At 65.2% G+C, this 15,107-nt stretch carries 15 protein-coding genes; 8 read left to right on the top strand and 7 right to left on the bottom strand.

Translation table 11 applies throughout. From position 1 onward, the window contains the following. Positions 1–18 precede the first annotated feature (18 nt). From AB0366_RS15875 to AB0366_RS15865, 3 genes are all read right to left on the bottom strand, one after another. The gene (locus AB0366_RS15875) at positions 19–909 is read right to left on the bottom strand and encodes a carbohydrate ABC transporter permease (RefSeq protein WP_366244762.1); all 891 of its coding nucleotides are present in this window, start codon (positions 907–909) and stop codon (positions 19–21) included. Continuing rightward, a complete protein-coding gene (locus AB0366_RS15870; RefSeq protein ID WP_179273473.1) occupies positions 906–1,838 on the bottom strand; it encodes a sugar ABC transporter permease in 933 nt (310 codons plus the stop codon). The genes AB0366_RS15875 and AB0366_RS15870 overlap by 4 nt, the downstream gene beginning before the upstream one ends. Before the next feature lie 136 nt (positions 1,839–1,974). Continuing rightward, entirely contained in the window at positions 1,975–2,883 is a 909-nt protein-coding gene (locus AB0366_RS15865) for a L,D-transpeptidase (protein WP_128646719.1), read from the bottom strand. Between the two features lie 296 nt (positions 2,884–3,179). Here AB0366_RS15865 and AB0366_RS15860 point away from each other — a divergent pair, with 296 nt between their 5' ends. Genes AB0366_RS15860 through AB0366_RS15845 form a run of 4 tightly spaced genes read left to right on the top strand, consistent with a single transcriptional unit; the run spans position 3,180 to position 6,296 of the window. Then, the gene (locus AB0366_RS15860; protein WP_366244761.1) at positions 3,180–3,899 is read left to right on the top strand and encodes a glycosyltransferase family 2 protein; all 720 of its coding nucleotides are present in this window, start codon (positions 3,180–3,182) and stop codon (positions 3,897–3,899) included. Then, positions 3,896–4,891 (top strand): acyl-CoA dehydrogenase family protein, encoded by a 996-nt coding sequence (locus AB0366_RS15855; protein ID WP_366244760.1) that lies wholly within the window; start codon positions 3,896–3,898, stop codon positions 4,889–4,891. Before AB0366_RS15860 ends, AB0366_RS15855 begins: the two co-directional genes overlap by 4 nt. Beyond that, complete coding sequence (locus AB0366_RS15850; protein ID WP_366244759.1) at positions 4,885–5,634, top strand: PIG-L family deacetylase; 750 nt, start codon at positions 4,885–4,887, stop codon at positions 5,632–5,634. Before AB0366_RS15855 ends, AB0366_RS15850 begins: the two co-directional genes overlap by 7 nt. Beyond that, positions 5,631–6,296, top strand: coding sequence for an SAM-dependent methyltransferase (locus AB0366_RS15845; protein ID WP_366244758.1), 666 nt, complete (start codon positions 5,631–5,633; stop codon positions 6,294–6,296). Before AB0366_RS15850 ends, AB0366_RS15845 begins: the two co-directional genes overlap by 4 nt. 6 nt (positions 6,297–6,302) lie before the next feature. Here the strand turns inward: AB0366_RS15845 and AB0366_RS15840 are convergent, their stop codons facing one another. Next, entirely contained in the window at positions 6,303–7,040 is a 738-nt protein-coding gene (locus tag AB0366_RS15840) for a GAF and ANTAR domain-containing protein (protein ID WP_366244951.1), read from the bottom strand. 99 nt (positions 7,041–7,139) lie between these two features. Beyond that, complete coding sequence (locus AB0366_RS15835; RefSeq protein ID WP_366244757.1) at positions 7,140–8,165, bottom strand: putative zinc-binding metallopeptidase; 1,026 nt, start codon at positions 8,163–8,165, stop codon at positions 7,140–7,142. Positions 8,166–8,385: 220 nt separating this feature from the next. Between AB0366_RS15835 and nhaA the strand changes: the two genes are divergently transcribed. Beyond that, positions 8,386–10,242 (top strand): Na+/H+ antiporter NhaA, encoded by a 1,857-nt coding sequence (gene nhaA / locus AB0366_RS15830; protein ID WP_366244756.1) that lies wholly within the window; start codon positions 8,386–8,388, stop codon positions 10,240–10,242. A 195-nt stretch (positions 10,243–10,437) separates the two neighbouring features. Next, positions 10,438–10,932 carry an SdpI family protein gene (locus AB0366_RS15825; protein WP_366244755.1) on the top strand — a complete coding sequence of 165 codons (495 nt, stop codon included), beginning with the start codon at positions 10,438–10,440 and terminating at the stop codon, positions 10,930–10,932. On the opposite strand, the gene AB0366_RS15820 is transcribed toward AB0366_RS15825, so the two are convergent. Next, entirely contained in the window at positions 10,839–11,924 is a 1,086-nt protein-coding gene (locus tag AB0366_RS15820; RefSeq protein WP_366244754.1) for a DNA polymerase domain-containing protein, read from the bottom strand. The two genes, AB0366_RS15825 and AB0366_RS15820, sit on opposite strands and share 94 nt — an antisense overlap. 2 nt (positions 11,925–11,926) lie before the next feature. Next, positions 11,927–12,976 carry an ATP-dependent DNA ligase gene (locus AB0366_RS15815; RefSeq protein ID WP_366244753.1) on the bottom strand — a complete coding sequence of 350 codons (1,050 nt, stop codon included), beginning with the start codon at positions 12,974–12,976 and terminating at the stop codon, positions 11,927–11,929. Between the two features lie 86 nt (positions 12,977–13,062). Here AB0366_RS15815 and AB0366_RS15810 point away from each other — a divergent pair, with 86 nt between their 5' ends. Both AB0366_RS15810 and AB0366_RS15805 read left to right on the top strand, forming a co-directional pair. Next, on the top strand, positions 13,063–13,659 hold the full coding sequence (locus tag AB0366_RS15810) for a hypothetical protein (protein WP_366244752.1): 597 nt from the start codon (positions 13,063–13,065) through the stop codon (positions 13,657–13,659). Further along, positions 13,656–15,098, top strand: a complete 1,443-nt coding sequence (locus AB0366_RS15805) for an MFS transporter (protein ID WP_366244751.1) — start codon at positions 13,656–13,658, stop codon at positions 15,096–15,098. The genes AB0366_RS15810 and AB0366_RS15805 overlap by 4 nt, the downstream gene beginning before the upstream one ends. The last annotated feature ends 9 nt before the right edge of the window (positions 15,099–15,107 follow it).

Genomic DNA, 15,107 nt, shown 5'->3' with positions numbered 1-15,107 from the left:
TCCTGATAGTGAGGTGAATCAGCCCTTGACCGCACCGGAGGTGAGGCCCTTGATCATGTGGCGTTGCAGGACGAGAAAGACGAGAAGGATCGGCAGAATGGTCAGCACCGTCGCGGCCATCACCGCGCCCCAGTTGGTGTAGCCCTCGCTGTTCTGGAGCAGCGTCAACCCGACCGGAAGCGGTGCGACAGAGGAGTCGTCGGACATCAGGAACGGCCAGAGGTACTCGTTCCATTCGGTGACGATCGTGATGATGGCGAACGCAACCATGGTCGGGCCCGACAGCGGCAGGATCACCCGGAACATCAGCCGTACCGGTCCGGCACCGTCCATCCGCGCGGCTTCGATGATCTCCGGCGGCAGCGACAGGAAGTGATTGCGCATCAGGAAGGTACCGAATGCGACACCGGCCAGCGGAATGATGATGCCCTGGAACGAGTTCCGCCATCCCAACTCGGAGATGAGCGAGTAGTTGGAGATGACGGTGATCTGGTTGGGCACCATGAGCGCGGCGATGATGACGAGGAAGACGACGTTCTTGCCCGGGAAGCGCAGGAACACCAGACCGTAGGCGCTGAGAACCCCGAGGACGAACTTGATGGACGACACGGCCGTGGTGATGATGATGGAGTTGCGCAGATACGTGAAGAACGGCACCTCCGTCGTCGCCTCGTCGTAGTTCTGCGGATGAAACACGCTGGGCCACCACGTGACCGGCTGAACGTAGATGTCCGGTCGATCCTTGAAGGAGGTGACCAGGATCCAGAACAGTGGCAGCCCGATCATCAGCAGGACCGCGACCATGGCCGCATATCCGAGGATGTTCGCGCTACGACGCGCACGCTGCTGGTCGCGCGGCCCGGGCACCTTCTCCGGCGTGGCCGTCCGAGGCTTGTTGGTCACAGTCATCGCTGATCGTCCCGATCCATGATTCGTACCTGTACGAGAGTGACGATCAACAGCACGAGGAACAGGATCGTCGCGACGGTGGCGCCGTAGCCGGCCCGGAAGTTGCGGAACGTCTCCTCGTAGACCTGGTAGACCATCGTGGTGGTGCCGGTTCCCAGCGGGCCGCCGCGCGTCATGACGTTGATGATGTCGAAGACCTGGAGCGAATTGAGCAGCACCGTGATCGACAGGAAGAACGTAGTCGGACGTAGTTGCGGCAGAAGGACTTTGCGGAACGTGGTCCAGCGGCTCGCCTGATCGATCTCGGCCGCTTCCATCAGTTCTTTACGAACGCCCTGCAGGGCCGCGAGGTAGATGACGAAGGTGTAGCCCAGGTTCTTCCACAGGTACGTCACGGTGATCATGACCATCGCCCACTTGGGGTCCTGATAGAAGTCCGGAACCGCGCCGAGGCCGAGGCGTCGCATCAGATCCTGGACCAGCCCGAAGTTCGGGTCGAAGACGAACTGGAACGCGATGCCGATCGCTGCACCCGAGATGACGTACGGGGCGAAGACTGCGGAGCGAACGAAGTTGCGGCCCCTGAGCTTTCGATCGAGCAACAGCGCGAGCACCAGGCCGAGAACCAATGAGCCCACCACCGCGGCGACCGTGAACACGACGGTGTTGCCGACGATCTGCCAGGTGTCCTCGCGGGACGCCCATTCGCGGTAGTTGTCGAAGCCGACGAACGTGGAGGTGGGCGAGGACAGGTTCCAGTCGAAGAACGAGAACTGGAAGTTCTCGACCAGCGGCCGATACGTGAACACGCCCAGCAGAACCAGGTTGGGGCCCACCAGGATCAGGAAGAGTGCGTAATCGGTCCACGGCCGCGAGAAGAAGCTCTTCTTCCTGGCCGTGGGCAGCACTCGTTCGGTTGTTGCACTCACCGCGAGGACTGTGCTCAGCCTCGGCTAACGAATGGTGAACTGGGCCCCAACGTTTACTGGCGGCCTGGCGAACCTATGTTGTGAGCGGAACCTCGTAGTGGGCTACGAAGTTCCGCTCACGTGCGGCGAAGCCGCTCTAACGGTTCCAGTCTCCGAGGCCGTCGGATCCGCTGAGGGTGCCGCCGTCGGTGTTGACGACGATGACGGGGTCGCCCTTCTGGACGTTCTCGAAGAACCACTTGCCGTCTTCGGTGCTGACGTTGAGGCAGCCGTGCGAGGCGTTGGAGTAGCCCTGCTGCGATTCCGACCACGGGGCCGCGTGCACGAAGATGCCACTGTAGGAGATGCGCGTCGCGTACTCGACGTACGTGCGGTAGCCCTCCTCGGAGTCGATGGGGACGCCGTAGGTGGACGAGTCCATGTACATGTCCCGGAATCGCTCGCCGACGATGTAGGTGCCGTTGGGGGTTTCGTGTCCGACCTTGCCCATCGAGGTGGGCATGGTGCGGACGACCTCGCCGTTGCGGGTGACGGTGATCTGCTTGGTGTTGTCGTCTGCGGTGGTGATGATGGAGTCGCCGGTGGAGAACTCGGCTTTCGCGCCACCTGCCTCGACGGTTACCTGGGTGTGCGCCGGGTAGAACTCGTTGGGCAGCCACCGGACCTGGGTGTCGTTGATCCAGTAGAAGTGCCCGGCTACGGACGGGGTGGTGGTGACGCGGATGGCGCGCAGCGCGGCGTCGCGATCGCCGATGGCCTCGTCGAAGCGGATGGCGATGGGCTGCGCGACTCCGACAACCTCGCCGCCGGAGGGGCTGATGCTCGGATCGGAGAAGTTGGCAGGCGCGAGCTGCGGAGTGAGCTGCTGCGGCGCGGGGGCAGCCGGATCCGAGGACCCCGGCATTCCGGGGATGGAGACGTCCGGGCCGCCCGGCCACAGTGGCGCGGCCTGTGCTGAACCGAATGCGGCGGACGCAGCAAGGGCTGTACCTGCAACGATCGCGCCGATACGGGCGAATCTGCGTGTGCGAACCGGTGATGCCATGTAACCCGACCATCCTTCGTGCTGCGTCGCGACACCCACGAACAGTGCTGCCGCGGGGCAACGCCCATTAACACATACCGCCCCGACATTTGCTAATCGGATATCGACGAAACGGCCGAAAGAAACCGCGAGTACGAGTATCTTCCCGCAACCGGTCCCGAGAGCTGTCTCTGCAGGCCAGGACGCATGTGTCGGCAGCTGGGGAACGGGTATGTGCGAGGGGAGCACATCCCGTCCAGACACCGGCGGTTTCCGAAACGGACTCTTCTTCGTCCGGTGTCCGAAAAGGGTGGACCGTGATCTCCGATGCTTTCCCCCGTACCCCTGTCAGCCACATCGTCGTCGTCGTACCCGCGCACAACGAGCAGGATCTGCTCGACGCGTGCCTGACCGCCCTGGCGCGAGCACAACGCCGCGTCGTGGACGTGGCCTCGGTGTCCGTCTCGACGATCGTCGTGCTCGATGCGTGCACCGACGACTCCGCGCTCATCGCGGCACGTCATCCGTCCGTGTCGGCTGTCGAGGTGGCGCATCGCAACGTCGGAGCGGCCAGAGCCGCCGGATTCGCGACGTACGTCCCCGAACACTGCGCATCCACCTGGTTCGCCACCACCGATGCCGACACCCGGGTGGGTGAGGACTGGCTGCTCGGCCATCTCCGGCATGCCGCCGAGGGCGCTCTTGCAGTGGCCGGAACGGTGGCGGTCGATTTCGAGGGCCACGTCGAGGAGAACCTCGGGGTGCGATCGTCGTACGACGCGCACTACCGAAACGAGTTCGGCCACCCACACGTGCACGGTGCCAACCTCGGTGTCCGAGCGGCGGAGTACCTCTCCGTCGGCGGATTTGCACCACTGACCACCGGCGAGGACCACGATCTGGTTCGACGCCTCGAGCTCGGCGGCATCGAGTGCCGTCGGGTGTGCGACATTCCGGTCACGACCTCGGGTCGACTGCGCGGCAGAGCGCCCGACGGCATGGCCGGATTCCTACGTTCCCTGGAGGCCACCGCATGAGCGAGACCGGTTTTCTCGAATCCACCGACCGAACAGACATCGAGACCGGACTGCGCGCCGCGTTCTTGGCGTTCGAGGCGGACGGTCGTCTCGACCTCGCGCTGCCCGGCTCGGGATACACCGACCTGCGCTGGCAGTCGCTCGCCGCCCTGAGCCGACACAACACGGTGCTGGGCCGGTGGTCCGAAGCGCATACCGACGCGATCGCGATCCTGCACGAACTCGACGGCCCGACGCCGCAGCGCGGGCAGATCTGGGGAGTGTGGGCTGCGGAACCGCCTGCGCCGATTCTCGAAGCGGTGCTGGAGGATTCGGGCTGGGTTCTCACCGGAACGAAACCGTGGTGCTCGGGTGCGTCACTGTGCACGCACGCTCTGGTCACCGCGCGGGTGGAGGGCAGTCCGCGGCTGTTCGCCGTCGATCTGACGCATCCGGGCGCAACTCCGGTACCGAACACGTGGCATGCGGTGGGGATGAGCGAGAGCGATTCCGGCTCGGTCGCATTCGACAGCGTCCCGGCCGTTGCGGTCGGCGGACCGACCGACTACCTCACCCGGCCGGGCTTCTGGCACGGGGCCATCGGGGTGTCGGCAGCGTGGTTCGGGAGCGCGTGCGCGGTGGCGGACACGCTTCATGCCGCCGTCCGCGACCGGCCGGACCCGCACCGTGCTGCGCATCTCGGTGCCATCGCCGCGGCACTCGGGGCGGCGTCGAGCGCACTGACCACCGCCGCAGCCGAGGTGGACGCGGATCCGTTCGACCGCTCCGGTCGAGCCCGGACCCGAGCCCGCGTCGTGCGTGCGGTGGTCGAGGATGCGGCAACTCACTGCATCGACCGCGTCGGTCGCGCTCTCGGTGCCGGCCCGCTGTGCAGCGATGCCGAGCACGCGCAGCGCGTCGCAGATCTCACCGTCTATCTGAGGCAGAGCCACGCCGAACGCGATCTCGAAGCCCTCGGCCACGACATCGCCGAGGAGGACAACCCATGGTAGAGAACGTATTCGACGCCGAAGTCGATGTCGGCACCGCCGAATCGGACTGGATGTCGGCCGACTGGTCCATCCCCGGTCTGCAGTGGAAGGACGTCGTCACCATGGTCGTCGTCGCACCGCACCCGGACGACGAGGTACTCGGCGTCGGCGGGCTGCTCTCCCTGGCTGCGGCAGCGGGCGTCGATGTTCGGGTGGTCGCCGTCACCGACGGCGACGGCTCCCATCCCGGCTCCCCTACCGTGACGGCGGAGGATCTGCGGGCGCGTCGCCCCATCGAGTCCGAGCGTGCGTTGGCCGAGTTGGGAATCGACCACTCTCCGACGCGTCTGCAGATCGCCGACGGTGCGGTCGAGAACCACGAGGCTGCGGTAACCGATGCGCTGATGCCGCTGCTCGACGCCACCCCCGGTACCTGGTGTCTGACGCCGTGGCGCGGGGACGGCCACCCCGACCACGAAGCCACTGCACGTGCCTGTCTCACCGCGGCGGACGCCGTCGGGATTCCCGTGGTGGAGTATCCGATCTGGATGTGGCACTGGGCAACTCCGAATCATCCTGCCGTGCCGTGGACACGTGGACGCCGTATCGACCTGCCGCCGCACACCCTCGACGCCAAGCGAGCATCGATCGAGCAGTTCGATTCGCAGATCCGTCCATTGTCCGATCATCCCGCAGATCGGGCAGTGTTGCCGCCGCACATATTGGCGCGCTACCGGCGACCGTTCGAGGTGGTGTTCGCGTGAGCCAGGGTTCTCGAACGAGTCTGGGTTCTCGAACAAGCCTCAGTGCCGAATACTTCCGCACCGTGTATGCGGCCAAGGAAGATCCGTTCATGCTCGACAGCAAGTGGTACGAGCGTCGTAAATATGCCCTGACCCTGGCCTCGCTGCCCAAGCCGCACTATCGGCGTGCACTCGAACCCGGCTGCTCCATCGGGGTGCTCACCGAGCAGTTGGCGACCCGATGCGATCACGTGGTGTCGACCGATGTAGTGGACAGTGCCCTCGATTCCGCACGCAGGCGCGTAGGTGACGGTGCTCCAGTCGAATTCGCGCTGTGGTCGCTGTCCGACGACTGGTCCGCCCTGCCCACACCCGAGGCGACGTTCGATCTCGTCGTCATCAGCGAGGTCGGGTACTACCTCGACGCCGACGACCTCTCGTCGGCGACGACCCGCGTCGTCGAGCATCTGGAGGCCGGAGGCACCTTGGTGGCCGCGCATTGGCGTCACGACGTGGACGACTACCCGATCTCCGGTGACCGCGTTCACGAGATCATCGCCGCCACACCAGGATTGGCACTACTCAGTCGCTACCTGGACGAGGACGTCCGAATCGAGGTCTTCGTCGCATCGGACGGACCGGCCGTCTCGGTCGCGAGCACCGACGGCCTCGACGTGCGCTGAGTCGGCTCAGTCGGTGGACTTCGCCGCGTCGATGACCAGCTTTTCCGCGAGGTCGGCGAGTTTGACGTTGGTGTCCTGAGACAGCTTGGCCAGCAATGCAAATGCCGCTTGCGAATTCAGGTTGTAACGCTCCATCAACATGCCCTTGGCCTGACCGATCAGATCTCGGCTCGTCAACGCGGCCCGGATCTGCTGCTCCTCGCGTGCGGTGGAGAACGCAATGGCCGCGTGCGCAGCGAACAGCGAGCCGATCGACTCTGCCTCGGCCGAGAAGGCGTTCTTTCGGGTGGAGTGCAGGTTCAACGCGCCGAAGTTGACGCCTTCGACGTAGAGCTGGAAGCAGATCATGCTCTTGACCCCGAGCGCGGACGCGGCGTCGGCAAACAGTGGCCAGCGGGTGTCGCTGTCCATGTCGTCGATCCTGATGGTGGTCTGTTCGATCGCCGATTCGAGGCAGGGGCCCTCGCCCAGCTGCTCCTGAATCTTGTCGCAGTGGCCTGCGGGTTCTCCCGACAGCGCCGCGCTGTGGACGAACTTGCCCTGCAGCACGGTGGTGATGGACGCGAACTCTGCTGACGGCACATTGGCCACCGCGGACTCGGTGATGACGGCCAGAACCCGATCGGGATCGGAGTGCTGACGACGCAGCTTCTCCGCAACCTCGGCCAGCCGTCGACTCAGCTCGAAGTCCGTGACGCGCGGACGGGTGGTCGAGTCCAGTGTCTGCTCGCTGATGGCGGTCACCTCGTCCTGCTGCACCCGGGACGCATCCCGGTATCGGCGAAGTGCCGACACCACAGGATACGCCCCGGGTGCAAAACTGCGAGGACCGTTAGCCGAGCATCAAAGTGTGCTGGGGGCGATCAGGGAGTGCACGTACCCGATTTTCTTCACGACGGTCGACGGCAACACGAACGGGTAGAGGTCCTGGTGGCCCATCGATCGGTTGATCTGGTTCAACGCCCACGACAACGGCAGCCACCACTCGATGATCTGATCGAAGCCGACGTCACCCGGCAGCGGGCTCTCCAGCGTCGAACCGGCCGGTGCCATCCCGAACGCAGCAGCCGTGTCGAGGGTGTCGCGGATGTGGAGGTAGTGCGCGAACGTCTCGGCCCAGTCCTCGGCGGGGTGCATGGTGGCGTAGGACGAGACGTAGTCGTCCTCCCAGTTGGCCGGCGCACCCTCGCTGTAGTGGCGATCGAGCGCGGCCTGGTAATCGGAATCCGGGTCACCGAAGAGCTCCTCGAACGCCGCGCGATGCTCACCGTTGCCGACCAGCACCATCTGGTAGTAGTGGCCGATCTCGTGCCGGAAGTGCCCGACGAGTGTGCGGTACGGCTCGGACATCGCCACGCGCAACTGTTCGCGGTGCACATCGTCGCCCTCGGCGAGGTCGAGGGTGATCAGGCCGTTGTCGTGGCCGGTCATCACCTGCTGTTCGGCGCTCGAGAGCAGATCGAACGTCAGTCCCGTCGTATCGTCCTCGTCCCGGCCGACGATGGGCAGTCCCAATTCGGTGAGTTCGAGGACGACGCGACGCTTGTTGGTCTCGGCGTCTGCATAGGCGGCCATCGCGTCGACGTCATCGTCGGCGGGGCGAGTACGGGTGAGCCGGCAGGACACGCAGAGATCATCGGAGTCGGCGGTGTCGACGAGCCAGTTGCAGCGCGCAGTGTTGAGGTTGGCGCACATCTTCCACGTGGCCCCGTCCACCTCTGCCTCGGCGACACCGTCGTCGGCTTTGTCGGGGAGCACCAGCAGGGCTCTGCTCGGCAGATGGAAGCCGAGTGCGCTCGAGCAGCTCAGACACAGTGAGTTCTCGAACGACAGCTTCTGTCCGCATTTGCGGCAGATGAAATCACGCATGGATGTTCCTTCGTGGCAGGGGTGAGTCGGACTCGTATTCCCGTTTATGTGCTGACTAATGCCGAATCCCGAATATGTCATGCACATCTCTCGTCGTGCGCCGGATTCGACAGCGCAATAACGTTACTCTGCGAGCTCCCACCTGCATGGAAGCAAACCGGCGACACTCGCGTTGGTACAGACTGCTTCACAACACTCTCCGAGAGGACGCGGGCGGCAGATGGCAGATCGGATCACGCCGACGAATCGGCCCATGGCACGGTTCGTCGAACGGATCTCGCGGGCTCGCGGCGAGAGAAACAGCGAGACTCTGGCGGCGGGCTTTCTGCTCGCGGCAACGCTGATCGCTCTCATCTGGGCCAACTCGCCCTTCGGCGAGACCTATCAGTCGTTCTGGCACACCGAGCTGTCGGTCACCGTCGGCGAGCACGGCATCTCTCTCGACCTCGCCCACTGGGTCAACGACGGGCTCATGGCGTTGTTCTTCTTCGTCGTCGGGCTAGAGGTCAAGCGCGAGTTCGCGATGGGTGAGCTCACCGACCGATCCCGTGCCGCGATACCGATCGTCGCGGCCGTGGCCGGCCTGGCCGCGCCTGCATTGCTGTTCCTCGCCTTCAATCCGTCCGGGCCCGCGGCTCAGGCCTGGGGCGTCGTGATTTCCACCGACACCGCGTTCCTGCTCGGGGCACTTGCCGTCCTCGGGCCCAAGAAAGCTGCGCGGCTGCGCATCTTCCTGCTCACTCTCGCTGTCGCGGACGATGTGGGCGCACTGGCGATCATCGCGTTCTTCTACACCGACAACCTCGACGTGGTGCCGCTGATTCTGGCGTTCGTCGGCCTCGGACTGATCTTCCTGCTGCGCCGGCTCGAGGTGTGGCGCGGCGTCGGGTACTTCGTCGTCGCACTGTTCACGTGGGTTGCGATGTACGAGTCCGGAGTTCACCCCACTCTTGCGGGAGTGATGATCGCGCTGATCCTTCCGGTCTACCCGCCGCGCCGCACCGAGGTGGAACGCGCGTCGGACCTGACGCGCGCGTTCCGGCAGTCGCCCAACCCTGAATACGCCCGCGCGGCCCGCCTCGGACTCGATCGCGCGGTGTCGGTCAACGAACGTCTCATGCGGCTCTATCAGCCGTACACGGCGTTCATCATCGTGCCGATCTTCGCGCTCGCCAACGCCGGGGTGGTGCTGAGCTCGGACACTCTGAAAGCTGCATCGACCTCGACGCTCACCTGGGGCATCATCGCCGGTCTCGTCCTCGGCAAGCTCGTCGGAATCACCGCTGCCTCCGCCGTGTTCGCGAAGCTGAGACCGTCGTCCCTGGCCCCCGGGCTGACGCTGTCGCACATCGCCGGTGGTGCGGCGATGTCCGGAATCGGGTTCACGATCTCGCTGTTCATCATCGACCTCGCCCTCGACGACGAACTGCTCGCCGACGAGGCCCGCGTCGGTGTGTTGGCGGCCTCTGTCATTGCCGCACTGCTCGGCTGGATCCTCTTCCGCATCGACGCGAGGATCCATCCGCCGAAAGCCGAAGCATCCCTGCGTATTCTGCGTCCGGTCGACGCCAAGCGCGATCACATCCGCGGTCCGGTGAACGCACCACTGACCATCGTGGAGTACGCGGATTTCGAGTGCCCGTTCTGCAGCAAAGCAACCGGCAGCGTCGCCGAGGTACGCAAGCACTTCGGCGACGACCTGCGCTACGTCTACCGACACCTGCCGCTCGACGACTATCACCCGCACGCCCGCTACGCCGCGTACGCCAGTGAGGCCGCCGCAGCGCAGGGCAAGTTCTGGGAGATGGCCGACGTGTTGTTCCGCAACAGTGATGCTCTCGAACCCGACGACATCGACGGCTACGCACGCGAACTCGGCCTCGACATGGATAAATTCGAGGACGACATCCGCACCGGCGATCACGTCGTTCGCGTCGAGGACGACGAACTCGACGCCTCGTCCTCGGACGTCGACGGCACCCCGACGTTCTACCTAGGACGCGGCGACAAGAACCTGACCCGACACATCGGACCATACGATGCAGCGACGTTGATCCGGGCGCTCGAATCCAGGTGATCGTGGGCAAGGATGCAGGGAACGCGTCTGCGTCGACGGGATCCCGTCGATTCGGCACCGTAGTGTGCATCCTTGCCCGGCGACAGGGCACATGCGTCGTCGTTCACCGTCTCGACGCTGGACGAGCTTCATCGAAGAAGACCGTCCGGTATGCTGCAGCGGGGCGTACAGCAACCCAGGTAGAAGGGATCGACCGTGGACGCAGAATCCGCGCGCGCGGTAACGGGAGCGATCGCGCTGACACTGTTCGTGTTGTCGCTGACGGTATTCGCCACAGCGCTGGTGACCAAAGGGCCTGATCAGGAACCGAATTCGCTGATCGGCATCAAGACTCGGGCAACCAAGTCCAGCAAGGAAGCCTGGGTCGCTGGCCATCGAGCCGCATATCCCTACATGATGACGGGTGCCACCCACTGCCTTGCCTCTTCGGCACTGATCGCGGGGCTACTCGCCCTGGGCTCCGTCCCCGCCACGGCGATGCTGACGCTCGGTGGCCCTGGCACTCGGGGGAGCCGTCATCCTGACACTGAGCGGCATCAAAGCCGACCGAGAAGCGAAACGACACGTGGGCACAGGGTGATCGACCCGCTCGAGGATCAGCTGTCCGTGCGATTCCCGTCCGCATCCCAGTGCTCGGCAACCTTTTTCGAGGGCTGCACTCGTGGCGGTTCGCCGGGCATCTTGGGGTAATCCGGCGGGAAGTTCAGCTCCCCGCCGGGCAGTGTTTCCCACAGCTGCAGAAGGGGTTCGAGGGAGTAGGCCTGCTCGTCCATATCGGCCCACGGGTCTCCGTCCCGAATCAGCTCCGGCACTGTGACGAGGTTGTACTCACGTGGATCGGTGACCTCGGCCAACTGCGACCATGTCATCGGGGTGCTCACCGTCGCGCCCGGTCGAGCTCGCAGACTCCACGCGCTGGCGATGGTTCGGTCTCGGTTGTTCTGGTTGTAGTCGATGAAGATGCGTTCTCCGCGTTCCTCTTTCCACCAGTTCGTGGTCACCCCGTCGTCGCGACGTTCGAGTTCTCGACCCAAGCCGATGGCCGCGTGCCGCACCTGCTCGAAGGTGTACTGCGACTCGATGCGAACGTAGATGTGGATACCCCGATTGCCGCTCGTCTTCGGGTAGCCGCGTAAGCCCAACTCTTCCAACAGCTCTCGAGTCACGTCGGCCACTCGCAGGGCGTCCGCGAACGTGGTTCCGGGCTGCGGATCGAGATCGAGCCGCAGCTCGTCGGGATGGTCGACGTCCGGTCGACGCACCGGCCACGGATGAAATGTCAGCGTCCCCATCTGCGCCGCCCACACCAGCGCACCCGGTTCCGACGGGCACAGCTCCTCGGCGGTGCGCTTGCTGGGGAACGCGATCTTCACCGTCTCGATCCACTCGGGCGCGCCCTTGGGCAACCGCTTCTGGTAGAAGCCGTCGCCCTCCTTGTCCTGGGGACCGAGCGCCAATCGCATGCCCTCGCGATAGCCGTCGGGCCAACGTTCCATCGCGGTGGGGCGGTCTCCGATCGCCCGCATCAGCGGCTCCCCGACGGCTGCGAAGTACTCGCACACCTGCAGTTTGGTGATTTCCGGAGTGCGTTCGGTCGCCTCGTAGATCACGCGATCGGGGCTCGACACCCGTACTTCGCGTTCGCCGGCCTGCACGAACGCCGGTGGTGTTTTCGCGGCCATGGCTATCGTCCCCCGGCAATGACGTCGGCAACGTCGTAGCGCACCGGAACCTCGAGCTGGTCGTAGGCACACGAGCGCGGATCACGATCGGGTCGCCACCGCAGGAAGCGCGCCACGTGCCGCAGCCGTGCCCCTTCCATCTGGTCGTAGGCCACCTCGATGACCCGCTCGATGCGCACCGGGATCCAGTTGCGGTCGTTCGACGAATTCCAGCGGGTCGCTTCACCGTCGTAGGTGACGTCGTCGCCGAGTCGGAGCGGTTCGAGTTCTTCGAGCAATTCCAACCGACGCTTGTCGGTGAACGCCGACGCACCGCCGATCATCCGAAGATCGTCACCGTCGTACAGACCGAGCAACAGAGATCCGATACCGTTGCCGGACTTGTGGATTCGATAACCGATCAACACACAGTCGGCGGTACGCGCATGCTTGATCTTGATCATCTCGCGCTTGTTGGGCAGATAGAGCCCGTCGAGCTTCTTGGCCACCACGCCGTCCAACCCGGCACCCTCGAAACGCTCGAACCAGTCCTCGGCCACCGCCGCATCCTCGGTCGCGGAGGTGACGAAACAACTCTTCGGGTGCGGCCCGACCACGTCGAGCAGTCTCGCGCGCCGCGTCGAGAACGGCTCCCCCGTCAGATCCTCGTCGCCGACGGCCAACAGATCGAAGCCGATGAACTGCGCCGGCGTCTTCTCCGCGAGCATCGTCACCCGACTCGCAGCGGGATGAATCCGTTCGGACAACGACTCCCAATCCAGGCGAGTGGAACCGTCCTTCTCGCGGGGAACGACGATCTCGCCGTCGACGACGATCTTCTCGGGCAGCTCGGCCTTGATCGCCTCGACCAACTCCGGGAAATAGCGGGCCAGGTCCTTGCCGCCGCGTGACCCGAGCACCACCTCGTCGCCGTCACGGAAGACGATGGCGCGAAACCCGTCCCATTTCGGCTCGTACGACCACACCGCGGGCCCGTCCTCGGGCTGGGCGGGCACCACTTTCGCGGCTTTGGCGAGCATCGGCGCGACCGGCACGGCAAGGGGAAGATCCACGCAGTTCATCCTGCCTCATGCGGCCGACATGCGAGTCGGATATTTTCTACACGAGCACGGTCGAACCTACGAGGGCAGGACTCACCATGGCGTCATCCAACCGTTCGGTCCGCGCTCTCGTTCTCGCGCTGTCGTCGTGCGCAGCCCTGATACTCGGCGGGTGCGCCTCGGAGGTGTCCGGTACCGCCGTAGCGATCTCCGGTGCCACCATTCCCGCCACCACGACCACCCCTCCCGCCGCCCCACCGACCAACGACATCGACGACGGCGGCAGTGTCGACATCGACGTGGAGATCGGCGAGTGCGTCACCCTGGGGGGCACCGTCGACGAGGCGGCCATCGCCAACGCGACCTGCGGATCTCCGCAGTCCAATTACGTCGTCTTCGCCAAGACACCCACCTCGGCCGAGTGCCCCGAGGACGCCGATCAGTACTACTACGAGACCTACTTCGACATCGAACAGGGAGCCCTGTGCCTCGACATCGACTGGCAGGTCGGCGGATGCATGGACCTCGTCGGTGAATTCGCTCAGCGGATCGACTGCGCCACCCCCGGTGCCGACACCCGCCGCGTCGTGACCATCCTGGAGGGCACCTCGTCCGTCGACGACTGCCCCGATCCGGCGCTGTACGGATTCGAGAAGGACTCACGCAACTTCGTCGTCTGCGTCGAACGGTTGTGACCGCTGAGGGCATCGCACTCTCGAGCGCGAGGGGCCGTTGGATCGTCGCAGCCACGGTGCTCGGTTCGGCTCTGGCGATGCTCGACGCCACCGTGGTCAATATTGCGCTGCCGGCCATCGGTCGCGATCTCGGTTCGGGCGTCACCGGTCTGCAGTGGACGCTGAGCGGTTACACCTTGACGCTGGCCTCGCTTATTTTGCTGGGCGGTTCCCTCGGTGACCGGCTGGGGCGCAGGCGAGTGTTCGTCTGGGGCACCGTCTGGTTCGCGGCCGCATCGGTGCTGTGCGGGCTCGCCCCCAGTATCGAGGTGCTGATCGCGGCGCGGCTACTTCAGGGTGTCGGTGCGGCCTTGCTGACGCCGGGTTCTCTCGCGCTGATCTCGGCCTCCATCAAGGCCGAGGATCGAGGAGCTGCGATCGGTCTGTGGTCGGGGCTGGGCGGCGTCGCGTCGGCGGTCGGTCCGTTGCTCGGAGGCTGGTTGGTCGACGCCGTCGGGTGGCGTTCGGTGTTCCTGATCAACATTCCGCTGGCAGTCGTGGTGGTCTGGGTGGCGGCGAAACACGTTCCGGAGAGCCGAGATCCGCACGCGTCCGGCCGACTCGACGTGCCGGGCGCGGTGACCGTAGCGGCGGCGCTGGGTCTGCTGACGTACGGTCTGATCGAGTCACACACCCTGGCCCTCGCGCTGGGTGTCGTCGCGGCCGGGGTGTTCGTGATGATCGAGCGTCGCTCGCACGATCCACTGGTACCGCCGTCACTGTTCGCCTCACGAGTCTTCCTGGCAGCCAACCTCGTCACCTTCGCCGTGTACGCGGCACTGGGCGGCGTGTTCTTTCTCCTGGTGTTGCAATTGCAGTTCGCCGTGGGCTACTCACCCATCGCGGCAGGGGTCGCCACGCTGCCGATCACCGCTCTCATGCTCGTCCTGTCCGCCCGCGCGGGGAGAATCGCCGGACGCATCGGGCCTCGAATTCCGATGACCGTGGGGCCGCTGCTCTCGGCGCTGGGGCTGTTGCTCATGTTGCGCATCGGGCCCGGATCCACCTATGCCACAGATATTCTGCCCGCGGTACTCGTCTTCGGACTCGGGTTGTCCGCTCTGGTGGCACCGCTGACCGGAGCGGTTCTGGGCGCGGTGTCCACCGATCGCGCCGGAATCGCGTCGGGCGTCAACAATGCCGTGGCCCGCACCAGTCAGCTGCTCGCCGTGGCTGCCCTACCGGCACTCGCCGGTATCGCAGGGTCGGATTACTCTGCGCCGGAGGCGTTCTCGGACGGCTTCCACACCGCGATGCTGATATGCGCCGGACTGCTGGTGATCGGTGCCGCCATCGCCGCAGCACTGATCCGCGGCACCGGCGAACAAGCGTCGAACTGCCCACCGCACTGCGATGTGGGCTCACCGCCGATGACACCGCGCCGTAGGGATCAGGCCTGAGTGCTCTGG

Source organism: Rhodococcus sp. NPDC076796, from assembly GCF_040702765.1.
In the GTDB taxonomy this organism is placed as follows: domain Bacteria; phylum Actinomycetota; class Actinomycetes; order Mycobacteriales; family Mycobacteriaceae; genus Rhodococcoides.
The sequence above is the reverse complement of the archived record's forward strand: the minus strand, read 5'-3'. Positions and strand labels throughout refer to the sequence as shown.